The following is a 24439-nucleotide window of genomic DNA, read 5'->3' on the forward strand; positions in this document are numbered from 1 at the left end:
GGTGCGGCGGATCCGCCGCTACAACGAGCAGCGGGCCGACGACGAGGACGACGTGAACTCGCAGGGGATGCTCTACCACCTCACCGGGATCCGCCCCACGAGCATGGGCCGCACCTACGTCGTCGGGAGCATCGAGCCGTGCACCGGCTACGACCCGGTGATCCTCGACCTGTACGGCCCCCACGCCCCTCCCGGCGAGACGATCGACCTGGAGGAGCACATGACCGCCAAAGAGCGTCAGACGGCCGGTGGAGGCCCCCAGGAGGGCATGGCGGGTGCGGGGCCCGCCCCGGAGCCCGAGCCGGAGCCGGACATCTCGCGGATGTCGACCGCCCAGCGGATTCTCGCCGCGCTGCCGGCGGACGGCCTGGCCGAGGTCGACCTCATGGCCGTACTCGAAGCCGACGGCGGCCGCCGGATCGCCCGAGCCTCCGTGCGCACCAACATCAGCACCCTGCGCGCGAAGGGTCTGATCGCCCGTCCCGACGAAACGAAGCTCATCGTCCCCGCTCCTGCGGACTGACCCGCGCAGCAGCACACAGCAGACCCTGCGGGCATGCCAGCACGCCCGCAGGCCAGCACGTCAGCACGCTAGCCAGCCAGCATGCCGGGGCCCTGGAGATTCCGCCTCCGGGCCCCGGCCCTTCCCCGCAGTGCCACACGACGAAGGAGCCCCCAGTGGACCACGACCGCACCTCCGCCCCGCTCAGCGCCGACGAGGCCGACGCCCGCGCCCGCCAGCTCATCACCGAGGCGTACGCCCCGCCGTACGCGACGCCGACCTCGCACCGCGACGAGACCCCGCTGCCCGCGTACGGGCCTACCCCGCCGGTCGCCCAGCCCGGACGCCCGCCCATGAGCCAGAAGGCCACGGACGCCAGTGCCCTGATGCTCTCCGGCAGCGTCGCGGCCCTGTCCGTCGGCGGCGCGACCTCGCTCGTGCTGTTCACGCTCGGGCAGGTCGACCCCACGACGCTCGCCGTGGCCGGGGCCGGACCCGTCGCCCTGGTCCTCGCCGTCGGCTCGCTGCTGCGGTCCGCCGGCCGCGCGAAGGCCGACGCGCACACCGAGCACCACCACCACTACAACGGCCCGGTCCGCCAGGAGAGCACCACGGTCTCCAGCACGACGAAGGGCCTGTTCGCCAAGAACCGCAACGACGTCCGCTGACCCGGAAGGACCCACTCATGCCCAAGGACATCGACGCCCGCCTGGACGCCGCCACCGCCACGGTGCTTGCGGAGATCAGCCGGACCGACGCCAAGTCCGGCGTCCTGCTCACCGCGTTCTCGCTGCCGCTGGCCGCGCTCGTGGCCGCCGTCCCCGGCAAGCCGTTACCGGGCCTGTCCGCCGTGCTCGTCGGCACCGGCGCCGTCGGCCTGGTCGCCGCCATGCTCGTCGTGCTGCTCGTCGTACGGCCGCGCCTGACCGGGCACCCCCGCGGCTCGTTCCTCTACTGGTCGCTGTGCACCACCGACGAGCTGCTGGCCGACCTCGAGGCGCCGGCCGACCGCGCGGCCCACGTCGTTCAGCTCGCCCAGATCGCCCGCCGCAAGTACGCGGGCCTGCGCCTGGCGGGCGACATCACCGCCGTCGCCCTCGTGGCCCTGGCCGCCGCGCTCCTCACCGCCCTGATCTGACCGCCGCCGAACACGGAGACCGAGAGATGTCGTTACCGAACGAGCCCACTCAGTGGACCGTCACCCTCACGCCCGCCGCACCGGCTGCCGGGCTGACGCTGCGGGCGCGGGCCCGCCGCTGGGCACTGACCGGCGCCGCCCTGCTCGCCGCGTACTGGATCGGCACCGCCAACTCCGACGGCACCACGGCGACGCCGCCGGCGCCCGCGTACACCCAGCCCGCGACCGTGACCGGGGGGCCGACGCGATGACCCGCAAGCACGCCATCAACGACGCCGAGGCGCACGTCGTGACGAGCCACGGCGCGGACTTCTTCGGCGAGGACCGGCACACGCTGAAGTCGCTGACGAGCCTGGCCGGGTACGCCGAGGGCTGCCTCCTCTACGACGAGCGCGGCCCGGTCGTGCTGCTGCTGTCCAACCCCGGCGAGGGCGGCACGATGACGCCGGGCCAGGCCGCCGAAGTCTCCACGCTGCTGCACAAGCTCGCCCGCCACCGGTTCGTGCGGGCGAAGGAGTCGGCCGTCGCCCACGCCCTGGCCGACGCCGCCACCCGGGCCGCCGAAGCGGGCGAACCGTGGGAGTGGCGGATCGAGGCCGCGTAGCACCGACGCACACCACCACCGAGGCCCCCGGCCCGTCTCCTCGTGAGGCAGGCCGGGGGCCTTTCTGCGTTCTGGGGGAAGGACGAATGACGAGGGCTTCGCCCACGCCTGTTACGGGCCTTCGGCCCGGCGTCGCCCACGCCCGGGGGGACACACCGGCACGTCGGCGCCGGGCGGTAGATGGGGGTAGCAAGTTAGTGCATACGGTTACCGTATGCGCCGACGGCCGGTCAGCGGCCGTCGGTTGGTCCGGGGACGGACCGGGGGTTTTCGAGGGGGCGGCGTGCGCGAGCAGCGGGTGTTCGGCGAGACCAGGCGGCGCACGCGCCGCAACGACGAGCCGCGCGAGCACCGCGTCTCCCTGCGCCTTGGTGACGACGAGATGGCCGCCGTCCAGGCCGGTGCCACGCTCGCCCGGCTGACCCCGGCCGGGTACGCCGCCCGCACCGTCGTGGCGGTCGCGATGGGCACCCTGACGCCGATCCCGCCGACGACCCGCGACGAGCTGCGCGAGCTGCTGGAGGCGCGGACCGCGCTGACCCGGATCGGCAACAACCTCAACCAGCTCGCCCGCACGCGCAACGCCGGCGGCGCCGTCACCGACGAGCAGCTGCTCGCCGTGCTGGAGCGCGTCGACGCGGCGGTCCGGCGGATGGACGAGGCAACCGTGGTGAACATGCGGCGGCGCCGTCGCCGTGACTGAACGCCGGTGGCCGCTGGTGGCCTTCGCCGGCCCCCAGGCCCCCGCTCCGGTCGGCACCGCCCGGCGCGAGTCGGCATCGTCGTGGTGCACCCCGGCTCGCGCCGGACGGCACCGCCCCTCGGGTCCCTCGCTCCGGCCCGGCCGCGACCGCACGTACGTCTTCGCCCGCGCCCGTACGTCACCGAGATGACGTACCGCGGCGAGCACCGCCAGGAGCACGACGACGTCGAACCCGCCGCCCCATAAGACGTGCCGCACGGACCAGGACCAGGCGCACGCCGTCGAACAGATCCGCCACACCTATGCATCAAGGCGGCGACGGCCCGTCCAACGCGTGCACACGTGCCCGTGCACCCGCGTGCACGCGCGTACGGCTGACCCACCGCCGCGCTCGGAGAGCACGACCGTGGACAGCCGCCGAGCTTCGCTCGTGACCGCCGAGTCGGTCACACCTCAGGCATTACGAGCTGACCCAGGCGACAGGCAAGAACGGTCACACCTCTTGCATTCCGGCCCGGCCCCGCCGAACCGGCCGTGCGAATGCTGCGCGGCACGCCCTGTGCATCGCCTTCTCCGGACGCTCCAGGGCCTCGAAGGGGGACCAAGGTATCGTCACTCCGCTCCGATACCGGGGCCCCGGAAACGCGACGTCGCGACCGGTCGCGAGGGTGCACACGCGCGCGCGTGCCGAAGACGGGAGACTCCTCCCATGAGCACCGCACGTCGCCCACTCGGCACCGGCCCGAGCGCCACCACGACCACCGTCTCGGCCGGGCCAGCACCGCGGCTTCTGCCCGTCGAACGCGTCGAGCGGGGGCAGCTCCTGGGCGACGTCGAGCACCAGGCGGTGGCCGACCACAAAGGCCGGCGGACCCTCGGGCCGGGCATCTCTCGGGAGCCGAAGGGGTCCTCAGGGAAGTAGTCGGCGGGCCCATGACCCCTTGTCCGCCGGTCCTCACCTGCGGCGTTCTCCCGTACGCGGCGACGTCGAAGAGAACCCGAAACGGCACCCCAAACGGCACTCGAAGCGGGACCCCAAAGAGGACTCCGAAGAGAACCCGGAACGGAACCCCGGGCGGAGCAAGTTGGGGCGGAAGGGGAGCTTCCCCGTTCCGCCGAGTCAGACCGAGGGCGGCCTGACATCTCTTGCAACTCCGTTCCGTCCGGACGAAACTCCGCCGGTCGCTCGGGTCAGCCGCGTCCCTTGCGGGCCTGACGCTCGCGCCGGCGGCGCTCCGCACGGCTGACGCCGGGTTGCTGCTCGGGCACCGGTGCGACCCCGGCCGGGCCCGCCCGCAGGTGTTCGGCCGCGATCGTGAAGACGTCGGCGAGCGCGGTGCGCTGGTCCTCGGTGTACTCCCCGGACCGTGCGGCGGCGAGCAGGGAGCGCAGTTGCCGGTACCAGCCGTCGACCGTCGTGGGCGGTCCGCTCGGCTCGGGCCGGGTCGGCACGGGCACCGGCTGGAGCACCGTGGGGCCCTTGCGGACGACCGTGCGCACGCGGGTCTCGGTGCGCTCGATGACCTCGCGCACGGGCTCGGGCGCGGCCGTGTCGAGGCCCAGCGCCTTCTTCGCGTTCTCCCGCTCGTGCCAGCGCTTGCGGTGGTCGTCGCAGCAGAACTTGGGCGGGCGACCGACGCCGCCGTACCGCAGGACGACGCTGCACCACCCGCACGTGCGCTGCACCAAGCGGTCGCGTACGCGCACCGTCTCGTACTGCGCGACGACGTCGCCGTGCTCCTGGTGGTCGTCGTCGGTCGGCTCGGGCGGCGTGCTGGTGGTCATCCGGGAACCCTACGGCCCGCTCAGCGCGGCGCGGAGTTCCGTCCGTACGAAACTCGCGGGGCCAAAAGTGCCAGAGGTGTATTGCACCCGGGTGCTGCTCAGGCGGGGGCGCGGGAAGGCCGGCGGTGGGCCCGAGCGAGGTGGAGGAACTGACGCTCCGCGAGCCCGGCCAGGGGCGAGCAAGTTATCGGCGAAGACACTCTTCGGGTTTCCGTCCGAGGGCGGCCGGAGTTCGGGGCCGGGTGTAAACCAGCCTGTAAAACCAGGTGTGACAGAGGGTCCTCCAGTCCCCCGTCCCGACCTGCACAGACGCTCTTCCATCTCCAAGACCACCCCCTCGCGTCGTCCCTAGGAGGGGGTGGTCTTGGAGTTTCCAGAGGTACAGGTCGGGACGGGGGACTGGAGGACGAGGGAGGTGGGTGAGGAGTTCGGAGGGAGTTCTGCAGGAGGGGGTGGGGGAGTTCGGTCGGGGTGGGGAGCGGAGTTGCAAGAGGTGTCGGGCGGGGGAGTTCGGGAGGGTGGAAAGGGCCGGTGGTTCGGGGCCGGGCGGTAGTGCATGAGGTGTGGTCGTTCTGGGCGTGCGGCTGAAGCGGTGGCGCGGTGCAGTCGGGTTGGCGGGTTGCCCTACAACTTGCTCTACAAGTTGCTCTGCAAGTGGCCCTACAAGTTGCCTCTCAACTTGCCCTACAAGTAGCCCCCAGACATTCGGGGGCTACCGGTGGCTGTCGCCCTGACCAGCATGTCAAGGGTGTGCTGGTGGAGCTCCCGGCCGCCGACTACTTCTGTACGGGACCCCCTTGGAGTCCGACAGCCGTTCCCGACCCGGTGCCGACGTCGGCTTCGGCTTCCCCTGGTCCTGGTCGACCGGTACGCGTACCGACCCGTCGACATCGAGGACCAGGAGGACGTCGAGCTACTCCGTGCCGGGCGCGGCCGGGGGGTTCTCCTCGTACTGCGCGAGCGTCTGCTGGAGGCGGGCGGCGAGGTCCTGGAGGTGCGGGGTGAGGGCGCGTTCCATCGGCGTCTCCTCTCGGGCGCGCTGCCGGGCGTCCTCCTCGTCGAGCAGCTCGTCGAGCGACTTCGGGTTCGGGTCGAGGCGGTCGAGGAACCACGCCGACGCCCTCCAGTCGCCCGGCCGCCGGCGGATGCGTCGCTCGCTGCGGTGCTCGCCGGTGATGGGGTCGGTCCACGTCCGGTACGTCTCGGAGACGACGGCGCCGCGGGCTGCCTCCTCGATGTGACCGGTGGCGCGGACCGCCGACGCCGCGCGGGCACGGGTGACCCGGGCGTACAGCGCTGCGTGCGGGTCGGGGGAGTTCACGTCGAGGTGCCCATGCTGCTTCTCCTCCACGACGTCCTCGCCGCGGCTCATCCAGCGCAGGAAGGTGGAGCGGCCGACCCCGGCGGCGTCGGCGGCCTGCGTCATCGGCAGGCCCACGGCAGTCGCCCGGATGAGGAGATCCATCACGACCGGGGTGAGGAGCGAGGGGCGGCCCCGGCGGCGCGAGCGGCGGCGGGCGGGGGACTTCTCGGTGTCGTTGGTGTTCGTCATGGGGGCGGACCGTACGGACCGGTGGCCCTACCGTCGCGGGCTTCGCGGGACTTGTGGGACCGCCCCATCGCGCGCGAGATAGCAGGCTCACGCGCTTGCGTCTCGGGCTCGACGGCCGCCGCCAGGTCGTGCACCAGGTCCAGCAGCCCGTGCCCGACCAAACTGCGCGGACCTTCCGGACACGGTGCAGGTCAGCGGCTCGCAGGTCGGGCGCTGGGTGGCCGCTTCGTCTCCAAGTCAGGGGTCAGTGGAGGGGGAAGAAGCCACCCCGGCGGGGCCACCGGGCGGCGGTGGAGGAAACCCGGCGGCCGGTGGCCTCTTCGTCCAGGTCAGGCCGGGGGCGGGTCCACCGCGCGGGCCTCGGCGGCGCGGGAAGTAGAGGGTGGAGGACGGTATCGAGCCGCGGGCGCCCTCCGGGCCCGGGTGGTGGAGCTGACCGCCGGCCCCGTGTCTCCCGTGGGAGACGGCTGTCCCCGCCTGCACGCCTCGTACGCCACACGGGTGACACCGCGCGGCCCGCTCACCTGCGGGAATCGCTGTGTGCCCGCGTGTGCCCCTGTGGCGGCTCCGGACGTCCGCTCACACGCGGAGGTCGGAGAACGCGCCGGAGCGAGCCGCCTGCAAGGCCGCTTCTCGATCTTCGGCGGGGCCAAGCTCCGCGCGCTGCCGTCGGCGGTGCCGGGAGTCCTCCGGGCAGCCGACCGCGTCGCAGACGATCCGCTGCTGGAGCAGGGACAGCCCGCCCTCGTACAGCGGCTCCATCGGCGGTACGAGCGCGACGGCGTCGCCGGGCAGGTCGAGGGCGGCGCTCCTGCGCACCTGCTTCTCCTCGTCGGAGATCAGCCGCAGCACGATGTCGGTGAGCGCGACCGTGTCCCGGTGCCACCACACCGCGTGCCCGGCGGCATCGTGCCGGGCGGCATCCAGCGAGACGTGGTCGTAGCGGCCCTGGACCGGGCAGGCCCGGCAGACCCAGATGATGCCGGTGTCGAGCTGCATGTCGGCCCTGGTCGCGTCCCACGTGTCCATGGCCTGCCAACCGGCGGGCCGGGGGCGAGGACACGGTCACCTTCGGAACCACGGCCAAGACCCCCTTGACCACCTGCCGGACAAGGGGGTGGTCAAGGGGGTGCCGCCGTGGAATCGCTGGCGGGCGAGCGTGCTGGCATGCCAGCGGGCAGACACGCCGACCGCCGTTCTCCCGTCGAGCCTTCCCGCCGGCCCCGCGCGGCGCCAGGGGCGCACGGCTCGGACCCGGACCGCTCCCGCCGGGCGGGCGGGAATCTGCCGACCGGCCCGCAGCACGGGCAGCACGCCCGGGGTGATCCATTCCGAGCGGGGGGCGGAAACGGTCGTTTTAGCCCCCGCTAGCCGATCCGATCCCACCAATCACCCAGAAGGGTGAAAATCGGACCTAGAACCGGCAGCGATCCATTGGAATCCATTCCGTACTTGCGCCCCCCCTTTTCGCCCCCCTAGAGTGGTGAACGGACGCCGCGCCGCCCCGGCCCGGCCGAACCGAGGGGGACCCTCATGCCCTTCCCGCGCTTCAAGCTCGTGCCCGGCCCGATCGACGTCGACGTCTTCGGCTGGGAGCTGACCGGCGACCGGCTGAGCGGCGAGCACATCGTCGAGTGCCACGAGACCTTCCACCCGCACGACCACACCGCCGACACCGAGGCCGCCCTGCGGTGGGCCGACCGCGTCATCGGCTCCAAGCAGATCTGGACCCACGTCCACGACGAGAACCGCATGGAGCACTGGGAGGCCGGTTCCCTCGCGGACACCACCGAGGGCCCCGAGCCGACCCCGGCCGACATCCGCGCCCTGATCGCCGAGGCCGACGTCCTCCAGGAGCGCATCCGCAACGTCGAGCACCGGCTTGCGGGCAGCGAGGAGACCCGGCACAGCGTCTTCCGCCTGAGCGACGCCGCCGGGCGGCTCACCGACATCGCCGAGGCCCTGGAGGAGACCGCCGGCGAACTCGCCCGGGTCCGCGCCGTGCGCGACGGCTCCGTGTGCGCGGTGCCGTGGGGCGTCTGCCCCGAACACGGCAACACCCTGACCTCCAGCGGCGGCCGGACCCGGTGCAGCACGCTCGCCTGCCCCCAGTCCTGGAACTACGACCGGCTCGGGGTGCCGTGCGGTGAGCCGCTGACCCACACGGTCACCGACGCGGCCGGAGGGTCCTTCCGCGCCTGCAAGGCCCACGCGATGGACGCCACCGAGCGCCTCATCGGCGGCACCGTCACCCCGCTCGACACCACGGAGGCGTGAGCGTGGACGTCGCACAGCTCATCGACAACGGCGTCCCCGCCGACGAGGCCGGGCCCATCGCCGCCCGCTGGAACTCCGTCTACGACGGCATCCGCGAGGAACTGACCGCTCGCGTGAAGACCGCCAAGACCCTGGGGGGCGACGCCACCCGCATCAAGGAGCTGCGCCTCGAGCTGGGTCAGCTCGACCGGTGCACGCACCGGGCCTGCACCCAGTCCCCGCCCGGGTTCTCCGCGCACGCGGCTCTGCGCCTGATCCAGGAGTCCCTTCGGTACCTGCCGCTGGAGCTCCAGGGCGACACGCACCGCCTGGCCGCCCTGCTCGCCGACTGGGCCCGCGTCGTGCACGCTCGTGCCGAACGGGCCGCCCGGCTCGCGGAGGTGTACCGCCGTGACTGACCGCCTGTACCTGCGGCACTCGACGGACAAGCAGACCGACGCCCGGCAGCGGCACGCCCTGGCGCCGCTGCTCGCCGCCGGCGCCCCGGCCTACGAGGACCCGGCGACCTCTAGCCGCGTCCTGTCGCTGCACCGCGCCGGGTTCAAGCAGCTGCTCGACGAGGCGGCCGTCGGCGACACGATCCGCATCGCGGACGCCGCCCGCCTCTTCCGGTCGGTGGCGGACATCATCGCGCTGCGGCCGGTGCTGATCCGGCGTGGGCTGCACCTGCGGGTGGAGTCGGGGCTGCTGTCCGGGATCGACCTCGCCTCGGACGACCCGGGCACCAAGATGATGGTGAGCGTCCTCGCGGCGGTGCTGGAGTTCCAGCGCGACATGATCTCGGAGAACACCCGCGAGGGCGTCGCCGCGGCCGAGGCCGCCGGGAAGACCCTCGGGCGTCCGGCCGCGCTCGACGAGGGCGAGGTGGCCGAGCTGGTGGAGGCGTACCGCGAGGGCACGGCCGTGAAGGCGCTCGCCCGGCAGTACGACATCGCCCCGAAGACCGTGCGCCGGGTCCTCGATGCCGCCGGGGCCCGCGACGTGCCCGACGACCTGTCGGAGCTGCTCGACGGCGACGGCCAGGACGACGTCGGCGGCGACGTCCAGGCGGTGGCCGCCGACCCGGTCGCGGTGGTCGACGTGCCCGGCCTCGTCGCCGAGAACCTGGCCGACGTCGCCGACGACGCGGTCCGCCAGGCGCTCGTGAACGGGCAGACGATCCGCCGGGGGCAGGGCTACTCGGTGCGGGTCACCGCCCCGGCCAGCGTGCACCGGGCGATGATCGAGGCCTCCGCGACCGCGCTGATGCAGTCTCCCGCCGGCCGCAAGGCCCACCGGATCCACTCCGATCGCGTGACGTCCGCGCGGATCACGCCCTGAGTGTCGGTGCTGTTCGCTACAGTCGGGCCTGCGGTCGCATGACCGTGGGCCCGGCTCGTGGCCCGGTGCGTTCGGCCCAGACCGGACGCGCACGCCGAAGGTGCTCCGCGCCGAGCCGCCCACCACATCGCATCACCCTTACTGGCCTCGCTCTTGGCGGCCGGTGAGTCTGGGATCACCGCGAGCCGCGGAAACGAGAGCTTGAGATGCCGAAGAATCACGCGCGCAAGAAGGCCCTGGCCGCCCTCAAGGACGAGCTGGGCATCAAGCACGCCTGCGCCATCGAGCTCCTGGACCACCCCGACGCGGACGAGCAGGACACCCTGGAGCGGTACCTGGCGGAGTACGTCGACATCAACACGTACGCCGAGGCGGTCGACTACCTGCGCCAGGAGCAGGCCGACCCTCGCAACCAGGTCCTGTGCGAGACGTGCGGCTGGACGAACGGGATGGTCTGCCCCGAGTGCGCGAAGGGCTGCGGGTGCGAGTACCAGTGCACCGGCTGGCGGCACGAGGAGATGCGGGCCGCCACCGGCGACTACGACGAGGACAGCGACCGGTACGGCTGCGAGGAGTGCGGGGCCGGCGGTGGCGGCGACCCGTACGGCGAGTGCTGCTGCTACGAGGACGACGACGAGGACCAGGCCGCGTGAGCCAGGTCCTCGCCGCCGCGCGGGCGGCCATCGACCGGGGCCTGGCCGTCTTCCCGCTCCCGATCGGCGGCCGGGTGCCTGAACGCGGGTGGCAGCTCCAGGCCACTCTGCTGCCGGAGCGGCTGCCCGAGCTGCTCGCCGGGCGGGGGGTCGGCATCGGCTGCCGGGCCTCCGGCGCCGTCGCCCTGGACCTCGATGTCCACGGCGACGAGGACGGGCCCGGCGTGCTCGCCGCCCTGGCCGACCGGCTCGGGGAGACGGTGCCCGAGACGTTCACCGTGGCCACCCCGTCCGGGGGCCGGCACCTCTACTTCCGGGCGCCCATGGGCTGCACCATCGGCAGCACCTCCGGCGGCCGTACGCCGCTGGGGCCCGGGATCGACGTCCGCGGCCCCGGACACCGCAGCGGCGGCTACCTCGTGGGGCCCGGCTCGATCGTCGGCGGGCGCCCCTACGTCATCGTCCGGGACGTGCCCGTGGCGCCGCTGCCCGACTGGATCGGCGCCCGCCTGCAGAGCCCCCCGCGCTGACGACTCCCACGCAACGCCAGAGCCCCGCACCGGTCCGGTGCGGGGCTCTTGTGCTGCTCAGGGCTGTGTGCCTGCGTGCTGACGTGCCAGCATGCCAGCCCGCCAACCTGTCAGCCGGTGGGCTTGCCCGCCTGCCGGGCCGCCAGCCAGGCCCGCACGGCTTCGTCCAGGCCCTGGCGGACCTCGATCCCGGCCAGCATGCACTCCGACCGGAACACCCGCTGGACGTCCTCGGGGAGGTAGCTGGAGAAGGACTTCCAGTCGGTGGCCGTCGCCGCCTTCCGCCGGCGGGCCAGGTCCTCGCCGACCTTGACGCCTCCGGTGTTCGGCGTGAGCGGCGGCTCGGTGACGTTGTCGGGGGTCTCGAAGTTGTGGCGGGCCATCAGGCGGCTGTCCTCTTCTCGTACGTGTCGGCGAGCAGCTCGAACCCGGCGACCGCCTGCTGGAGCTGCGAGCCCTTCGCGTGCTCCAGGGGGACGTGGTCGTTCGAGGCGTTCGCCATGATCTCCCGGCGGCCGATGATCGGATCCCAGACCAGGTCACCGAAGATCCGCCGGATGCTTTCGAGCTGCTGGCGCTGCCGCGGCCGGGCCTGCTCGTAGTCGTTGACGATGACACCGTCGATCGTCAGGTCGTCGGCGTGCAGTCCGACCTTGTGCTCCCCGATGAACTCGCGCACCCGGCGGGCACCGAGGATCGCGTCGATCTCCGCGCGGGTCACCAGGAGGACGCCGTCCCCGGCCGCGAACGCCATCTGCGTCAGGTGGAACAGGCTCGGGGGGCAGTCGATCAGGACGTGGTCCAGGTCGTCGTCGGCGCCCTGCAGGGCCTTGGCCAGACGCAGGTGCGCGGAGGGGACTCCGGCTTCCGCGTACCGGTTCTCCAGCTCCAGCCAGGCCGGGGCCAGTCGCATCCGGTCCGCGTACTCGATGTCCCAGTTCACCGGCGTCCACACCTGGCGCATCGCGCCGACACGGTTGGACTGCACCGCCTCGCTCACCGTCACCTGCGGCTGGGCCTCGTTGTAGGTCCAGCCCGCCCGGCGCGAGAGGTTGCCCTGCGGGTCGAAGTCGAGCAGTCCGACCCGCCGGCCCCGCTTCGCGAGCGCCGCCCCGAGCCGGAGCGTGACGTCGCTCTTGCCGACCCCGCCCCGGTTGTTGATCACGACCGTGCGCCTGGCCATCGCCTCGCCCCTACCCGTACCTCGTTGAACCCGTCGGCACGCCAGCTTGCCAGCGCGGTGGGCGTGCTCGCGAGCAGACGCGCCAACCCGCCCACCAGCCAGCCTGCCAGCATGCAGGCGAGCCAGCATGCCAGCACACCGGAAGCTCAGGCCGTCGTGCACCACCGGGTCCGCTCGTGGATGAAGAAGCCACCGCCCCGCGGGCGCCCTCCTACGCGGGCAGTGCACTACCCGCGCGGGGTGGCTTCTTCACCACCGGGATCGGTACTTCTCTCTAGTCACAGAAACCAAATAGTTAAAAGAACTACCCGCACTACCCGTACTACCCGCATAACCACTGGTCAGAGCGTTGCGGGTAGTGGATCAGAGGCAAGATCGCACTACCCGCAACTACCCGCACTGCCCGGTGGCGGAGAGTGCGGGCAGTGCGGGGCTGGACTACCCGCTGCGGGTAGAGGCCGCTGGACTACCCGCAAGGCTCTGAGCTGCGACTTTGCGGGTAGTACGGGTAGTGCGGGCAGTGCGGGTAGTAGTTGCGCCGCACTACAGCCCGCAGGCAGCAGAAAGGCCCGCACGGAAGATCCGTGCGGGCCTCTGGAGAGGTGTGGCCGCTGCTACTGCGCGGCCGGTGGGCCCTCCACCCGCCAGTAGTTGATCTTCTGGCGAGCGTCGCGGCGGGCGAGGATGCGGTAGCCGCTGAAGAAGCGGCCCTGGCGGGCCCTGAGCCATTTCCCGAGCTGCTTGGAGTTCGGGATCTTGTCGCCGTTGGTCGGCATGACCTTGCTGAGCGAGGACGCAGCGCTCATTCCGGTGGCCGAGGCGAAGGCGAAGTCCACCAGGTTCTGCGAGGTGTACTCCTTGGTGCCCAGCTCCTCGTGCCAGACGGCGAGGAAGGCGGCCCACTCCATGGCGTCCTCGTCGGCGTCCTCCATCTGCTCTTCCCGGTCGTCGAGCCAGCCGGGCAGGCACATCCAGTTGAGGATGCCGCCGAGCGTTCGGGGCCAGGCGCCAAAGGAGGCCATGTGGTGATTGCTCTTGGGCATCCCCGCGGCCACCCACCCGCACAGCAGGGTGAGCAGGGAGTGGAGGACGTCGGCGGTGTGGAGCTGGAGCCACTCGTTGAGGTCGCCGGCCGCGAAGGCTGAGGGGTCGCGGGTGTCCGGCCGTACGTCGGGGTCGAGGCGTACCCAGATGGTGCGCCGGGCAAGGTCGTCGCCAACCGTCAGGTTGTTGCCGTTCACGACCCAGAGCATGTTGTTCGGGATGTTCGCCATCTCGGACTTGCCGAGGACGCGGTCTCCCCAGACCTGCGAAGTGATCAGCTCCGACATCACCGGGAAGCGCAGGGTGTGGCCGGAGGGCAGGTTGTCGAACACGGTGACCGGGTGACCGGACTCGATGAGGACGGACGTGATGACCTTCCGCTGCTCCCCGTTGTCGGAGCCCCACGATGCGGTCTTGAGCCCGAAGAGGTCACCCATGATCCGCGACAGCAGCGACTTACCGGAGCCCGGGTTGCTGGCGCTGATGCACCACAGAGGTGTCGGGTCCGGGATCATCGAGCGGAGCAGAGGGATGAACAGGGCCCCGACGAACTGCGCCAGGTCGCTGGCGGCCATCCACGGGAAGTCACCCAGCATCTTGCCCACGATCAGCTCTTGGGCGTCGGAGATCTGCTGCTGGGTCGGATTCTCCGGGACGTCCTTGATTCGGATGCGAGGAGAGTAGAACCAGCCGGTAGCGGGGTTGTAGCCCTCGCGAAGGTGCAGGCGGCCATCAGGGCTGAGGAGGGGCACGGAGGTGATCCCCTTGAGACTGGGCAGCTTCCAGTTGTTGCGCGCCAGGACCACGGCCGCGACTCGGGTGGGCAGCAGTACGGGGGCGGGACCGGTCTTCCGCATCTTGAAGACTTCGGCGTGCTCGTGCAGGGCGAGGGTCAGGCCGTCCTTCGAGATCTCCTCGATGAAGGGGCCGTCGTTCCCTTCGCCGATCCACACGGGCCGCCGGCCGCGCAGGTAGACGTCGGCAATCGCGCCCGACTGGAGCGCCCGGGTCACTTCGGTGACGCCGGTCGGCTCGTCGGTGACGTCGATGACGACGCGCTCGCGAACCTCAGCCCGCGGCTGGGGTACGGCAGTGACGGTGTCGGTCGGGTGACCGTCGTCGGACGGGTGGCTCACGTGTGCTCCGTTCTCGGGAGCTGAGCCGGTTCCATCTCCTCTGCCTGGTCACCGTGTCGTACAGTGGTGACTAGCTAGGAAGGCGGGAGGAGACCGGAAACGGCTCAGCTCGAAAGCTTCCAGAGTCGGCCCGGCCTTGGTGGTGAGACACCTGCCGGGCCACTCGCTTTTCTGATGTGGGTTGACCCTAGCTGAGCGTGTTTATGCAGCTCAGGCCATTTGTGTCGAGGGCACCGGGATGCCCGCCTCTGCGAACCCCCGGTCGACGGCACGGACCGCGTAGGGCTCGGGCACCCCGACTCCAACGGCCGCCGCCACGATCTCCCCGCCCAGTGCCTCCAGGCCGCACGGCCCCGGGCACTCCTGGTGGAGCGAGCCGAGGAACCGAGCGACGCCGAACGCCTGGCTCGCCGCCCCCTGCTCGCGATGGCCGGCGACCATCGCGACGCCCTTGTCGAGGCCGGTCCGGACGTACCGCTCCGTATGACGGCACCCGCTACCGACCGCCCGCGTCCAGGCGGCGCGGGGCATCGGTGAGGTCGCCACCGCGCCCGTCGGCACCACGTACCGGGGGAGGGCGGTTACCGTCTCGGGCAGCCGGATCATCTGGCCCTCACCGGGCCCGAGCCAGCGGGCGTATGCCATCAGCGACTTGATGTCGACGCCGGGGCGGACGCCGTTCGAGGACTGCATCGTGCCGAGGTAGATCCAGTGCTGGCCCCGAGTCGTGGCCACGGTCCGGGTGGCAGGCAGGGTTTCCCGAGCCCAGGCCACCGCGTCGTCGTCGTCGAGGTCGAGCACGGTCACCCCAGCACCGCCCGGGTGGTAGCCGACGACGCCCGCACGCTGCCAGGCCGCCGCCCAGGCCGCCGACGTCACGACGTCGGCGGAGGTCGAGGCGGCGGCCCATCCGTGGCACGGCCGGGGGCACGCGCAGGCGCCGGCGGACTTCATGTTGGGCCTGCCGCCGCACGCGTTCTTGGCGCACGCGGCGCAGTTCCCGAACGGTCCCTTGCCCTCGCGGAGCGGCAGCACGGGCACGCCGCGTGCCGCCAGCTCAAGGGCCTGGCGCAGGTGGTCATTCATCGTTGGCCTGACGACGCAGCGAACTCCGCCACCGCAGGATCGTCTGGCCGCCGGTGACCTTCACGGCGACCTCCACGATGCGGCCGTCCTCCAGGATCACGGTGCGCACGACCTGCGTGACGACGACGTCCTTGCCGGTGAGGCCGAGTGCCGCAGCCTCCTCGGTGTTGGCCTTGCGGGAGGTGACCTCCTCCAAGACCTCGTCTTGCTCGACACCCAGGCGCTGTGCCGCGAGTTCCCGCGACCCGCCGGTGGAGACCGGCTCCGTCAGCTCAGGCGTCACCGCGATCACGTACGCCGGGTAGTAGCTACTGCTGATGTGCACCGGTACACCACCCCGGCTCACGAGCCGTCGCCGCACCTGGACCGGGGTGCCGGGCGCGACGTCGAGCCGCGGGGCGACCAGTTCGTCAGCGCCCACGGTGCCGATCTCCAGGATCTGGGACGTCTCGCCGCCGCCCAACGCCTTACCGGTGCTGGCGTGCAGGGCGACACGGGACGCGATGTTGTTGCTGATGGGGCCCGCAACGACGGTGCCGACGCCCGACTTCGCGAGCGTCAGGCCCTCCATCTTGAGTGCCCGGTACGCACGGTTTGCGGTCGTCTGGGCCACGCCGAAGCGTTCGCAGACCTGTCGAAGCGACGGCATGGTGTCGCCGGGCCTGAGCGTCCCGTCCTGGATCTGCTGGCGGTAGTGCGCAGCAATCTCCGCGTATCCGGTGTTCTCGGGCATATCCCGGCCTCCCTTCCATTGATCGGCGCTACACGTCGATGTGCAGCGGTGCACCTGCAAGGGTAGTTCACGTAGACCGCTAGCGCTACCAGTAGCGCTAAGGGCCGCTAGTGGTCTACCTTGGTCGTGCGCCGATCGCAAGGGGGACACCCCGGGGGGTTGGTGCGCTGCGTCCTGGCCTCGTGTCGGGACGAAGGGTCCCGGGACAGAGCGGGGCGAGGGGTCCGGGCACCGTGGCACGCCTGGGAGGTGGAGCACCTGCCTACGCCCATCGGCGATCCGGTGGAAAAGGTGCTGGCGCCCCGGGATTGCGTTTGGGATCTGGCCGGTTCGAGTCCGGCCCGGGGCACTGCGGCATCACGCCGCTTCTTCGGCCGCCGGTGGCTTCTTCATCTTCGGCCGGCCCCGCGTTGGAGCGCGGGACCGGCCGGGCCTGGCGGCCCAGATCGCATGGAGGTGCGACCCGTGAAGAACGGTACCCACGACCAGGCCCTGGCCGCTGACCTCGCCGAGATGTACGCGAACCAGCACGTCAGGGTGCTCAACATCGTCGCCCGCACGCTGCGCCTGGAGGACCGGGCCGCGTACGCCGAGGACCTCGCCCAGGACGTGTGGCTGATGGTCTGGCAGTACCTGCTGCGCGGCAACGAGATCCGCAACGCCTCGGGGCTGCTGTCGGTCTTCGCCCGGCGCCGGGTGTACGCGCACTACCGCTCCGCGCGGGTCCGCCGGGAGATGGCGATGGACCCGCAGGACGGGCCGCTGGACCGGCTGTGCGCCGAACTGGTGGCCGTGTCATGAGCGCCGAGGCGCAGGCGCTCGAAGAGGCCCGCCGCCAGGCCGCTGAGCACCTTCGCCAGTCGCAGGAGGCCGCGGCGCGGCTTGCGGAGCTGACCCGGCAGGACCAGCCCCGGCAGTAATTCCGGCGGCCTGTCCGAGCTGCACCTGATCATTGGCCACCCGGGTCCGGAGCGCTTCGGCTGCTCCGGACCCGCCCCCCCGCACCGCTTCGGATGGAGACACATGACGACCACGATCGAGCCGCCCGCCAAGGCGCCGGCGGCCTACGAGCCCGACCCGGTCCCCGCCTTCCGCGAGGCCGCTTCGGGCACTCGCCCGATCCCTTCGGGTACTTCGCCGGAGGCTTCGGGCACTCCGGTGGAGGACGAGCCGACCGGCACGCCGGAGGTCAGCCGCAAGGTGAAGGTCGCCCTAGGCATCGCCGCCGTCGTCGGCGGCTGCGTCATGGGGGCGATCGGCTTCTACCTCTCCTTCGGGAACCTCAGCAAGGCCGGGCACACGGTCTTCGGGTTCTCGGTGGACGACGGGAAGTTCTTCGCGATCGGCGTGGACGTCGCGATCGTCACCTGCCTGCTGCTGGACCTGTTCATGGCGACGATCCGCACGTCGTGGCCCCTGCTGCGGTTCCTCGCCCACGTCATGACCGTGGCCAGCGTGTACTTCAACGCCGCCGCGTTCGGCGCGATCCAGGACCACCCCGACAAGGCCCTCTCCCACGGGCTGATGCCGGTCCTGTTTGTCATTGGCGTCGAGGCCGGGCGGCGCATCCTCGTGCACCAGGCGGCGCTCCCCGCCGACCACGACACGATCCCCGGTCACCGGTGGCTGCTGGCCTTCCGCTCGACCTGGCGGATCTTCCGGCAGATGAAGCTCTGGGACGAGGGCTACTCGGTGGCGATGGGGCGGCTGCGGGACCGGGCCATCTTCGACGCCTGGAACGAGTACAAGGCCGAGCTCAAGGCGGCGAACCTGACGGAGGGCTCCCCGGCGGCGCTGGCCAGGCTCCCGAAGAAGCTGGAGCCGTTCGGCCTGACTGTCGACGAGGCCCTGGCCCTGCCGGACCGGATGGCCCGCCAGGAGCTGCGCCGCAAGCAGGAGCAGGACAAGCGCGACCGCGAGCTGGAGCTGGAGCGGGAGCGGGCGGAGCACCAGGCGGAGAAGGAGCGCCTGGCGCACCGCAAGGAGATGGCGAGCCTCACGGCGGACCTGAGCGCCACCGAGGGAGTCGCCGGGGCTCAGGCCCGCGGGGCGGTCGCGGAGGCGGAGGCGCGGGCCGACGCACAGGCTCGGGCGGCGACCGCGCTGAGCGACGCGGTCGAGTCCGAGGAAGCGGCCGAAGCCAAGAGGCGAGCAGCCGAAGCGAAGGCCCGAGCGGTCGAAGCCGAGGCGCGAGCGGCCGAAGCCAACGCGCAGAAGATGGCCGCGCTGGCGAAGACGGAGACGGACAAGGCGAAGGCGCTCGAAGGGATTCACCGAGCGGCCGAAGCCGAAGCCGGAGTGGCCGAAGCGGAGAAGCGAGCGGCCGAAGCCCGCGAGGCGGCGGCCCAGATCCTGCGCCGAGCGGTCGAAGCCGAGGACGCCGCGAACTTCACCCCGCGCCAGCGCCGGGTGCGGATCGTCGCCCGGATGATCCTGGCGAAGTCCCCGGAGGACGTCACGCTCGACGAGGTCGCCACGGCGATCGGCGTCACCTCCGGCAGCACCGCGTCGACCACCAAGGCCGACGCCGTCGCGCTGATCGAGGCCGGGTACGACCCGGTCCGCGGCTTCGACCCGGAGGCCGCCTCGCGCACCGCAGCGTGAACAGCCCGCCGGCACCACCGATGAAGGCCAGCCCGAAGGAACCGGGCTGGCCTTCGTCGCGACTGCCGGAAGCAGTCACCACACGACCAGGACGAAGGAACCGCCCTGGTCACGACCCCAACGGTAGAGGAGAACGCCATGAGTTCCGCCGAGAAGTGGACATCCGATCACCTCCTGTCGCCCGCGACCCGGGCCATCCACCTGGAGCAGCGTCGGGCGCAGCTGCTGCCGCTGGCCGACGACCTGCGCCGCCTGGCCCGCGAGATGGACGCGGAGCTGAAGGAGATGGGGGCCATCGAGGGCGACTTCCCCGGCCAGGCCAAGCTCCGGGCCTGGCACGTCGGCAAGCCGCTGTTTAAGGCCGCCGACGACGTCGAGCAGGTGATCAGCGACCTGATCGCCTTCAACGCCCGCCTCCAGAAGGCGTACGAGGAGCTGCCCCAGAAGCGCGAGGCGAAGCGCCGGCGCAAGGAGCTGGCCAAGGCCGGGCAGGCCGAGGCGATCGAGTCGGCGCCCGCCAGCGGGGTCCCGGCGCAGCGCGACGAGTTCGGGGACGTGTTCGACGGGCTGCGGAAGGGGGCCTGACGTGGCGGCGCAGACCAAGGCCGAGCGTCAGGCGGCCAACCGCCGGGCGCACTTCGAGAAGCGCCAGGCCGAGCGGGCCGTACGTGGTCCGCGCGGCCTGGCCGAGTCGTGGATGGAGCGAGCCCGTGCGGTCGCCGCGACCCGCGAGAAGGCCGGGGATGAGGACGTGTGGAACGACCTCTCCCGGTCCATCGCGAACTGGGTCTCCCGCTACGAGCAGTGACCACCGGGTCAATCAATCCACCGGTCAATCCAGGCGGTGACCGCCTCGCCCTCGCGTAATGCGGAGGCACGGGCACACGGGCGCACGGGCACGTGCGCGCGTACGCGAGGCGGTCACCGTCTGTCAACCCTCTTCCGGGAGAATTCGATGAGCAACGGCAACAACAGCGGCGGCGGCCAGGTGATCCCGATCCGTCCTGCGGGGACCGTGGCGCCCCCTCCTCCGCCTCCTCCGCCACCGCCTCCGGCTGCGGCGCCCCCGCCCCCGGCGGCCCCTCCCGTCGCCCCGGGCCCGGTTGCGGGTCCGGCTGCGGCGCCCGCCCCGGCGGGGTTGCCTCACCCGGCGCTGGTCCTCCCCGCGCCGGCGGTCCCGCCGCCGCCGGTCCCCGTGCTGCCCGGCGCCGCTTCGCCGCAGGTTCCGGCCGCGTTCCAGTCCGGCGGTGTCGCGGCCGGAGGGGTCAGGGGTTCGGGCCGGGCCGCGATGGTCCTCGCCATCGGGACCGCGGTCGCCGCCCTGCGTGGCATGACCGGCTGGCTCGCCGACCGGCGCCAGCAGTTCCAGGACCTGGCCCCGGTACGGCAGGCGACCGCGAAGGCGAAAGCCGAGAAGGTCAAGAACCGGGCGGAGCACGAGGCCGCCCTGGCGCAGATCGGCGGCGACGCGGAGAAGGCCCGCGCCAAAGGCCGCGTCAAGTCGCTGACCGACGGCGGCTCGAAGGCCGGGGGCGGCTCCAAGGGCGGTGGCGGAGGATCGTCGGGCGGCAAGGGCTCCGGTGCCGGAGGCGGACGCGGTACGAAGTCGGGCTCCACGGGCAGCGGCTCTACCGGGCACGGCAAGGGCAGCCCCGGCAAGGGCGGGTCCGCCGGGAGCGGCAAGACGCCGACCAGCAGCGGGTCGACCGGCACCGGGAAGCCGGGGGCGGGCGGCAAGTCGTCGACGGGCACCGGCTCGTCGGGGGCCGGCGGGAAGGGCAGCTCAGGCAAGTCCGGTGCGACGACCGGGTCGACCGGGAGCGGCAAGGGCAAGGACGGCTCCGGCAAAGGGCTCAAGAGCCCCAGCGGCGGCAAGTCGCCCAGCTCCAGCCCCTCCAGCCCGTCGATGGAGCGAGCCCGAGGCCGCCAGGAGCGGGCCGCGGCCCGGCAGGGCGCGAAGGTCCAGCGCAAGGCGGACCGGCAGGCGGCACGGCTGGAGACCCGCGCGAAGGACCAGGACGCCGACCGGGAGAGGCGCAACCGCAGCCGGGACAGCGGGCAGGCGGTGAAGGACAAGATCCGCAACCGGCGCCTCAAGGACAAGGCCAAGGCCCAGGACAAGGCCAGGAAGCAGCGGAAGGCCGAGGCCGAGGCCCGTACGACCCTCGGGCAGTCGCTGGCTGAGGGGGCCGGGAGGCGGCTGGAGAGGCGGCGCAAGAACCCGGCCTCGCCGGTACTGACCAGGGCCAAGAAGAAGGCGTCGGCCGCCCCGGCCGGGCCCAAGGTCAGTCTGACGAAGGCTCCGAAGAAGCCATCGGCCGGGCCGAAGGTCAGCCTGACGAAGACCCCCAAGGCGCCTCCGACCACCCCGGCGGCCTCGCCGCCGCGGCCGAAGGTGAGCCTGACCAAGAAGCCCCGGCCGAAGCCGCCGCCGGGGACGAGCGGGCCGAAGGTCAGCCTGAAGCGCCGCACGCCGAAGCGGCCCCGGTCCAAGCCGGTCCCGCCCTCCTCGCCGGGGCCCTCGGGCACCGCGCCGCCCCCGCCCCCGAAGCCGCCGAAGGCACCGGGGCGGTGGGGCAGGAAGAACAAGAAGGCCAAGCAGCCCCCGCCCGGCCCGACCGGCTCCCGGCCCGGGTCGCGCTCCCGCAGTACCCGCAGCCAGCAGCCCCCGCCCCCGCAGACGCCGCAGGCGGACGGCGCGTGGCTGCGGCCCCCGCCCGGGATGGACGCCACGTACTCCGTGACGCTCGAACGGCTCGACCAGGAGCCCAAGCCGAAGCCCAAGCCGAAGCTGAGGGAACTGGTCGGCGGCGACTGCTTCCCGGGGGGATCAGGAGGACCCGCAGCACCGCCCGCGCCGTCCGGCGGGGTGCCAGGACCACGGAAAGGGGCGCCGCCCATGGGATCGCCTGCACCCGTACGGGATACCCAGTTCACCGACTCCGACCTCACGGTCTACGACGTCATCGAAGCCGATGAGGACCAGGCCGAGGAGATCATGGCGGGCGCCGAGCACGCCCGGCTCGTCGCCGACCGGTGCGACCGCCTGGCCGGCGCGCTCGAGGAGATGCGCGCCGAGCTGATCGCCAAGCACGTCCCCGGGGTGTTCGTCGGCTGGTGCACCCGGCTGATCGAGCGGGCCGGGGTCGTGGAGTCCAAGGCGAAGGCGGTCGCCGGGGGTCTGCCCCGGGCCGCCGAGGCCATCGCCCACGCCGGGGAGCTCGCCGCCGCCTTCGACAAGCCCGCCGCCGACAAGGTCCGCGACATGGGCCACACCGCACCCGCCGACGCCTCGTACCACAAGGAGTAGCCATGGGAATGGATCTGGCACGCGTCGGCTCGAAGGTCGTCGAGCTGGTCTCCGACGGCATCACGTACACGGTCGCCACCGCCAAGCTGGGCATGGCCTCGGTCGCCATGTTCGCGCTGAGCGAGGCGGTGCGCGGCGCGTACAACTACGTCGAGGACTGCGCCCGGTCGGTGGACATGCTCGCCGACACGGCCAGCACCCTGTGGGTCGAGGGCGACGTCGTCAACGCCCACCGCGACGCGGCCGGGGTGATGCGCGGCGTCCTGGCCGACGCCGAGTCGCTCGCCAACGAGGCCGCCGAGATGGCCGCCGACTTCAAGGCGGCCAAGGAGGGCCACGAGGCCGACTACGGGCCCGTGGCCGAGCTGATGGCGGGCAAGGACACCGACCGCACGTACTACAGCAACCGCTGACCCTCTCCCCCCGCACGGGGCGGCCGGAGCCTCACGGCCCGGCCGCCCCGCCGTTTCTGGAGGTACTTCCCCATGCTCGCTCGCGTGCGTGCGACGGTCGGCCGAGCCGCCACCGTCGCCGGAGCCGTCGTCCTCACCGGGGGACTGGGCAACGACGCCTTCACCCTCCCCGGAACCCTCGCCGCCCTCGCCACCGCCGGCGTCGGCCTGGCGGGCAACCTCAAGGTTCTCCGCGCCCCCGCCTCGGTGCGCTGGACGGCCGTCTCCATCTACGCCGCGCCGCACGCGGGCTGCGCGGCGCTGCTCGTCGGCGAGCGCCTGGCCCCCGACGGCGCGGTGTCCTTCTTCGCGCAGGCCGCCGCGGTGGCGCTGTGGACCGGAGCCACCTGGCTCCTGCGCCCGGGGCTCACGGCCCGCGAGTTCACCGACGAGGCCCTGGCCCAGATCCTCGCCGAAGCCGAGAAGGCCGAGGAAGCGCCGGTCGAACCGGTGGCCCCCACCTACGACAGCCCGCAGGCCCGTTGGTGGGGCGAGCGGTTCGCCATCGAGGGCGGCGTCGCCCCCGGCACCGTGCTCCTGCAGCACCAGCAGGTGAGCGAGCAGTGCCTGGCGCTGGTCATCGGCGCCCAGAAGCGCGGGCAGCCCGTGCCCGAGATCTCCAAGCCCGGCCTGTCCGCCGAGCTGGACCTCCCGGAGGACCTGATCGACATCGGCCCGGTGCCAGGCCGTGGCGCCGGCGTCCGCCTCCTGGTCCTCGGGCAGCGCCCGGTGGCCGAGGCCGGGGTCGCCACGGGCGACAGCGACGCGGAGGTGTGGGCGGAGATCGCCGCCACCGCGATGCCGGGCGTCGAGCTGATTGAGGCCAACACCTACGAGGTCCACAAGGAGCTGACCTGATGCTCGATGTCCGCGAGTACGTGCTGAAGACCCCACCGGGCGGGGTCAAGCGCTACGACCACGAGGCGCTGTGCGACCTGCTGAAGGTCGAGGACTACAGCCGGGTCATCTTCGAGCAGGGCGTCGGCCGAGAGGCGATCGTCCGGGTCTACCCCTCGAACCCGCTGATGGACGTCCGGGCGGTGGACGTGGCCGACCTGGTGATGGACGCGCGCGGGCGGATCACCCTCGGGACGTACTTCGACGGGTCGCCGCTCAGGTTCCGCCTGTTCGACCCGAAGACCGGCAACGCCCAGCGCGGGGCCGTCTTCGGGACGACCGGCGCCGGGAAGTCCAGGCTCGTCCAGGCGATCCTGATCGCCTGCAAGGCGTCCGGCATCGTCGTCCACCTCGCCGACCTCAAGCACGGCCAGTCGGTGCCCGAGGCCAAGGGCAACGTGGCCACCCGGGTCACCACGCAGTACGAGACGATCCTGATGCTGCGTGGCCTGGTCGCCGAGGCCGAGCGCCGCATGACCTCCTACGCGGAGATGGGCCGCTCCGGCTTCGTCATCAACTCCCCCGACCCGCTGACGTACGGGATCGTCGACGAGGCCAACAGGCTGCTGGAGAAGGGCGCCCCGTTCCGGGACGAGGCCGCCCTGCTCATCAAGGAGCTGGGCAGGACGGGCCGGTCGGTGGGCGTCGGCATCATCATCGCCGCGCAGGCCGGGCACCTGGACGAACTCGGGGGCAGCGACACCCTGCGCGGCATGCTCAAGGAGGGCGAGGTCATCCTGCTCCGCTGGAGCTCCGCGATGATGCAGCAGCTCGTCAGCGACGGACTCCTCCCCCGGGGCGAGTCCCTCCAGCCGATCCCCAAGGTCGTCGGGCAGGTGCGGCGGATCCGCCGCTACAACGAGCAGCGGGCCGACGACGAGGACGACGTGAACTCGCAGGGGATGCTCTACCACCTCACCGGGATCCGCC

Annotated in this window: 28 protein-coding genes and 1 pseudogene; 21 read left to right on the plus strand and 8 right to left on the minus strand. The window is 72.2% G+C overall.

The annotated features are described in order from the left end of the window. From ACIQK6_RS41770 to ACIQK6_RS41800, 7 genes and pseudogenes are all read left to right on the plus strand, one after another. A pseudogene (locus tag ACIQK6_RS41770) lies at positions 1-523 on the plus strand (transfer protein); the annotation flags it as partial. A 155-nt stretch (positions 524-678) separates the two neighbouring features. Continuing rightward, positions 679-1170, plus strand: a complete 492-nt coding sequence (locus ACIQK6_RS41775) for a hypothetical protein (RefSeq protein WP_402697644.1) — start codon at positions 679-681, stop codon at positions 1168-1170. A gap of 17 nt (positions 1171-1187) precedes the next feature. Further along, on the plus strand, positions 1188-1640 hold the full coding sequence (locus tag ACIQK6_RS41780; protein ID WP_402697646.1) for a Pycsar system effector family protein: 453 nt from the start codon (positions 1188-1190) through the stop codon (positions 1638-1640). Positions 1641-1666: 26 nt separating this feature from the next. Next, the gene (locus ACIQK6_RS41785) at positions 1667-1891 is read left to right on the plus strand and encodes a hypothetical protein (protein WP_402697647.1); all 225 of its coding nucleotides are present in this window, start codon (positions 1667-1669) and stop codon (positions 1889-1891) included. Continuing rightward, complete coding sequence (locus ACIQK6_RS41790; protein WP_381315137.1) at positions 1888-2244, plus strand: hypothetical protein; 357 nt, start codon at positions 1888-1890, stop codon at positions 2242-2244. The genes ACIQK6_RS41785 and ACIQK6_RS41790 overlap by 4 nt, the downstream gene beginning before the upstream one ends. 283 nt (positions 2245-2527) lie before the next feature. Next, positions 2528-2947, plus strand: coding sequence for a plasmid mobilization protein (locus ACIQK6_RS41795; RefSeq protein WP_402697649.1), 420 nt, complete (start codon positions 2528-2530; stop codon positions 2945-2947). Positions 2948-3656: 709 nt separating this feature from the next. Then, positions 3657-3869 (plus strand): hypothetical protein, encoded by a 213-nt coding sequence (locus ACIQK6_RS41800; RefSeq protein ID WP_402697651.1) that lies wholly within the window; start codon positions 3657-3659, stop codon positions 3867-3869. Positions 3870-4138: 269 nt separating this feature from the next. On the opposite strand, the gene ACIQK6_RS41805 is transcribed toward ACIQK6_RS41800, so the two are convergent. From ACIQK6_RS41805 to ACIQK6_RS41815, 3 genes are all read right to left on the minus strand, one after another. Continuing rightward, positions 4139-4732, minus strand: a complete 594-nt coding sequence (locus ACIQK6_RS41805; RefSeq protein ID WP_402697653.1) for a hypothetical protein — start codon at positions 4730-4732, stop codon at positions 4139-4141. Positions 4733-5645: 913 nt separating this feature from the next. Beyond that, positions 5646-6284: a hypothetical protein gene (locus tag ACIQK6_RS41810; protein ID WP_402697655.1), complete on the minus strand. Its 639-nt coding sequence runs from the start codon at positions 6282-6284 to the stop codon at positions 5646-5648. A gap of 579 nt (positions 6285-6863) precedes the next feature. Beyond that, on the minus strand, positions 6864-7313 hold the full coding sequence (locus ACIQK6_RS41815; RefSeq protein WP_402697657.1) for a hypothetical protein: 450 nt from the start codon (positions 7311-7313) through the stop codon (positions 6864-6866). A gap of 504 nt (positions 7314-7817) precedes the next feature. Here ACIQK6_RS41815 and ACIQK6_RS41820 point away from each other — a divergent pair. The 5 genes from ACIQK6_RS41820 (at position 7818) to ACIQK6_RS41840 (ending at position 11064) form a co-directional block, all read left to right on the plus strand. Further along, complete coding sequence (locus tag ACIQK6_RS41820) at positions 7818-8561, plus strand: hypothetical protein (RefSeq protein ID WP_402697658.1); 744 nt, start codon at positions 7818-7820, stop codon at positions 8559-8561. A gap of 2 nt (positions 8562-8563) precedes the next feature. Then, a complete protein-coding gene (locus tag ACIQK6_RS41825; RefSeq protein ID WP_402697660.1) occupies positions 8564-8959 on the plus strand; it encodes a hypothetical protein in 396 nt (131 codons plus the stop codon). Next, a complete protein-coding gene (locus ACIQK6_RS41830; protein WP_402697661.1) occupies positions 8952-9881 on the plus strand; it encodes a recombinase family protein in 930 nt (309 codons plus the stop codon). The genes ACIQK6_RS41825 and ACIQK6_RS41830 overlap by 8 nt, the downstream gene beginning before the upstream one ends. Before the next feature lie 206 nt (positions 9882-10087). Beyond that, positions 10088-10534: a hypothetical protein gene (locus ACIQK6_RS41835; RefSeq protein WP_402697663.1), complete on the plus strand. Its 447-nt coding sequence runs from the start codon at positions 10088-10090 to the stop codon at positions 10532-10534. Next, complete coding sequence (locus ACIQK6_RS41840; RefSeq protein ID WP_402697665.1) at positions 10531-11064, plus strand: bifunctional DNA primase/polymerase; 534 nt, start codon at positions 10531-10533, stop codon at positions 11062-11064. The genes ACIQK6_RS41835 and ACIQK6_RS41840 overlap by 4 nt, the downstream gene beginning before the upstream one ends. A gap of 110 nt (positions 11065-11174) precedes the next feature. Here ACIQK6_RS41840 and ACIQK6_RS41845 read toward each other — a convergent pair whose 3' ends face one another. The 5 genes from ACIQK6_RS41845 to ACIQK6_RS41865 all read right to left on the minus strand — a co-directional run bounded on the left by ACIQK6_RS41845 (position 11175) and on the right by ACIQK6_RS41865 (position 16246). After that, positions 11175-11447, minus strand: a complete 273-nt coding sequence (locus ACIQK6_RS41845; RefSeq protein ID WP_402697667.1) for a hypothetical protein — start codon at positions 11445-11447, stop codon at positions 11175-11177. Further along, positions 11447-12247: a ParA family protein gene (locus ACIQK6_RS41850; RefSeq protein ID WP_402697668.1), complete on the minus strand. Its 801-nt coding sequence runs from the start codon at positions 12245-12247 to the stop codon at positions 11447-11449. Before ACIQK6_RS41850 ends, ACIQK6_RS41845 begins: the two co-directional genes overlap by 1 nt. 614 nt (positions 12248-12861) lie before the next feature. Continuing rightward, positions 12862-14427, minus strand: coding sequence for a hypothetical protein (locus ACIQK6_RS41855; protein WP_402697669.1), 1566 nt, complete (start codon positions 14425-14427; stop codon positions 12862-12864). Between the two features lie 210 nt (positions 14428-14637). Beyond that, complete coding sequence (locus ACIQK6_RS41860; RefSeq protein ID WP_402697670.1) at positions 14638-15513, minus strand: bifunctional DNA primase/polymerase; 876 nt, start codon at positions 15511-15513, stop codon at positions 14638-14640. After that, a complete protein-coding gene (locus ACIQK6_RS41865) occupies positions 15506-16246 on the minus strand; it encodes a GntR family transcriptional regulator (protein WP_402697672.1) in 741 nt (246 codons plus the stop codon). Before ACIQK6_RS41865 ends, ACIQK6_RS41860 begins: the two co-directional genes overlap by 8 nt. 465 nt (positions 16247-16711) lie before the next feature. On the opposite strand from ACIQK6_RS41865, the gene ACIQK6_RS41870 reads away from it, so the two are divergent. The 9 genes from ACIQK6_RS41870 to ACIQK6_RS41910 form a co-directional block, all read left to right on the plus strand. After that, positions 16712-17047, plus strand: coding sequence for an RNA polymerase sigma factor (locus tag ACIQK6_RS41870; RefSeq protein ID WP_402697673.1), 336 nt, complete (start codon positions 16712-16714; stop codon positions 17045-17047). Beyond that, the gene (locus ACIQK6_RS41875; RefSeq protein ID WP_402697675.1) at positions 17044-17166 is read left to right on the plus strand and encodes a hypothetical protein; all 123 of its coding nucleotides are present in this window, start codon (positions 17044-17046) and stop codon (positions 17164-17166) included. The genes ACIQK6_RS41870 and ACIQK6_RS41875 overlap by 4 nt, the downstream gene beginning before the upstream one ends. A 103-nt stretch (positions 17167-17269) precedes the next feature. Next, positions 17270-18850 (plus strand): DUF2637 domain-containing protein, encoded by a 1581-nt coding sequence (locus ACIQK6_RS41880; RefSeq protein ID WP_402697677.1) that lies wholly within the window; start codon positions 17270-17272, stop codon positions 18848-18850. Positions 18851-18988: 138 nt separating this feature from the next. Further along, positions 18989-19435 carry a hypothetical protein gene (locus ACIQK6_RS41885; RefSeq protein ID WP_402697679.1) on the plus strand — a complete coding sequence of 149 codons (447 nt, stop codon included), beginning with the start codon at positions 18989-18991 and terminating at the stop codon, positions 19433-19435. Position 19436: 1 nt separating this feature from the next. Next, the gene (locus ACIQK6_RS41890; protein ID WP_402697680.1) at positions 19437-19658 is read left to right on the plus strand and encodes a hypothetical protein; all 222 of its coding nucleotides are present in this window, start codon (positions 19437-19439) and stop codon (positions 19656-19658) included. A 330-nt stretch (positions 19659-19988) separates the two neighbouring features. Next, positions 19989-22160 (plus strand): hypothetical protein, encoded by a 2172-nt coding sequence (locus ACIQK6_RS41895; protein WP_402697682.1) that lies wholly within the window; start codon positions 19989-19991, stop codon positions 22158-22160. 8 nt (positions 22161-22168) lie between these two features. After that, positions 22169-22573 (plus strand): hypothetical protein, encoded by a 405-nt coding sequence (locus ACIQK6_RS41900; RefSeq protein WP_402697683.1) that lies wholly within the window; start codon positions 22169-22171, stop codon positions 22571-22573. A gap of 72 nt (positions 22574-22645) precedes the next feature. Continuing rightward, positions 22646-23470 (plus strand): hypothetical protein, encoded by an 825-nt coding sequence (locus ACIQK6_RS41905; RefSeq protein WP_402697685.1) that lies wholly within the window; start codon positions 22646-22648, stop codon positions 23468-23470. Beyond that, the coding region (locus ACIQK6_RS41910) for a DNA/RNA helicase domain-containing protein (protein WP_402697687.1) at positions 23470-24439 on the plus strand (970 nt) is incomplete at its 3' end. The genes ACIQK6_RS41905 and ACIQK6_RS41910, both read left to right, overlap by 1 nt.

Origin of the sequence: Streptomyces sp. NPDC091682 (genome assembly GCF_044756625.1) — a bacterium.
Taxonomy (GTDB): Bacteria; Actinomycetota; Actinomycetes; order Streptomycetales; family Streptomycetaceae; genus Streptomyces.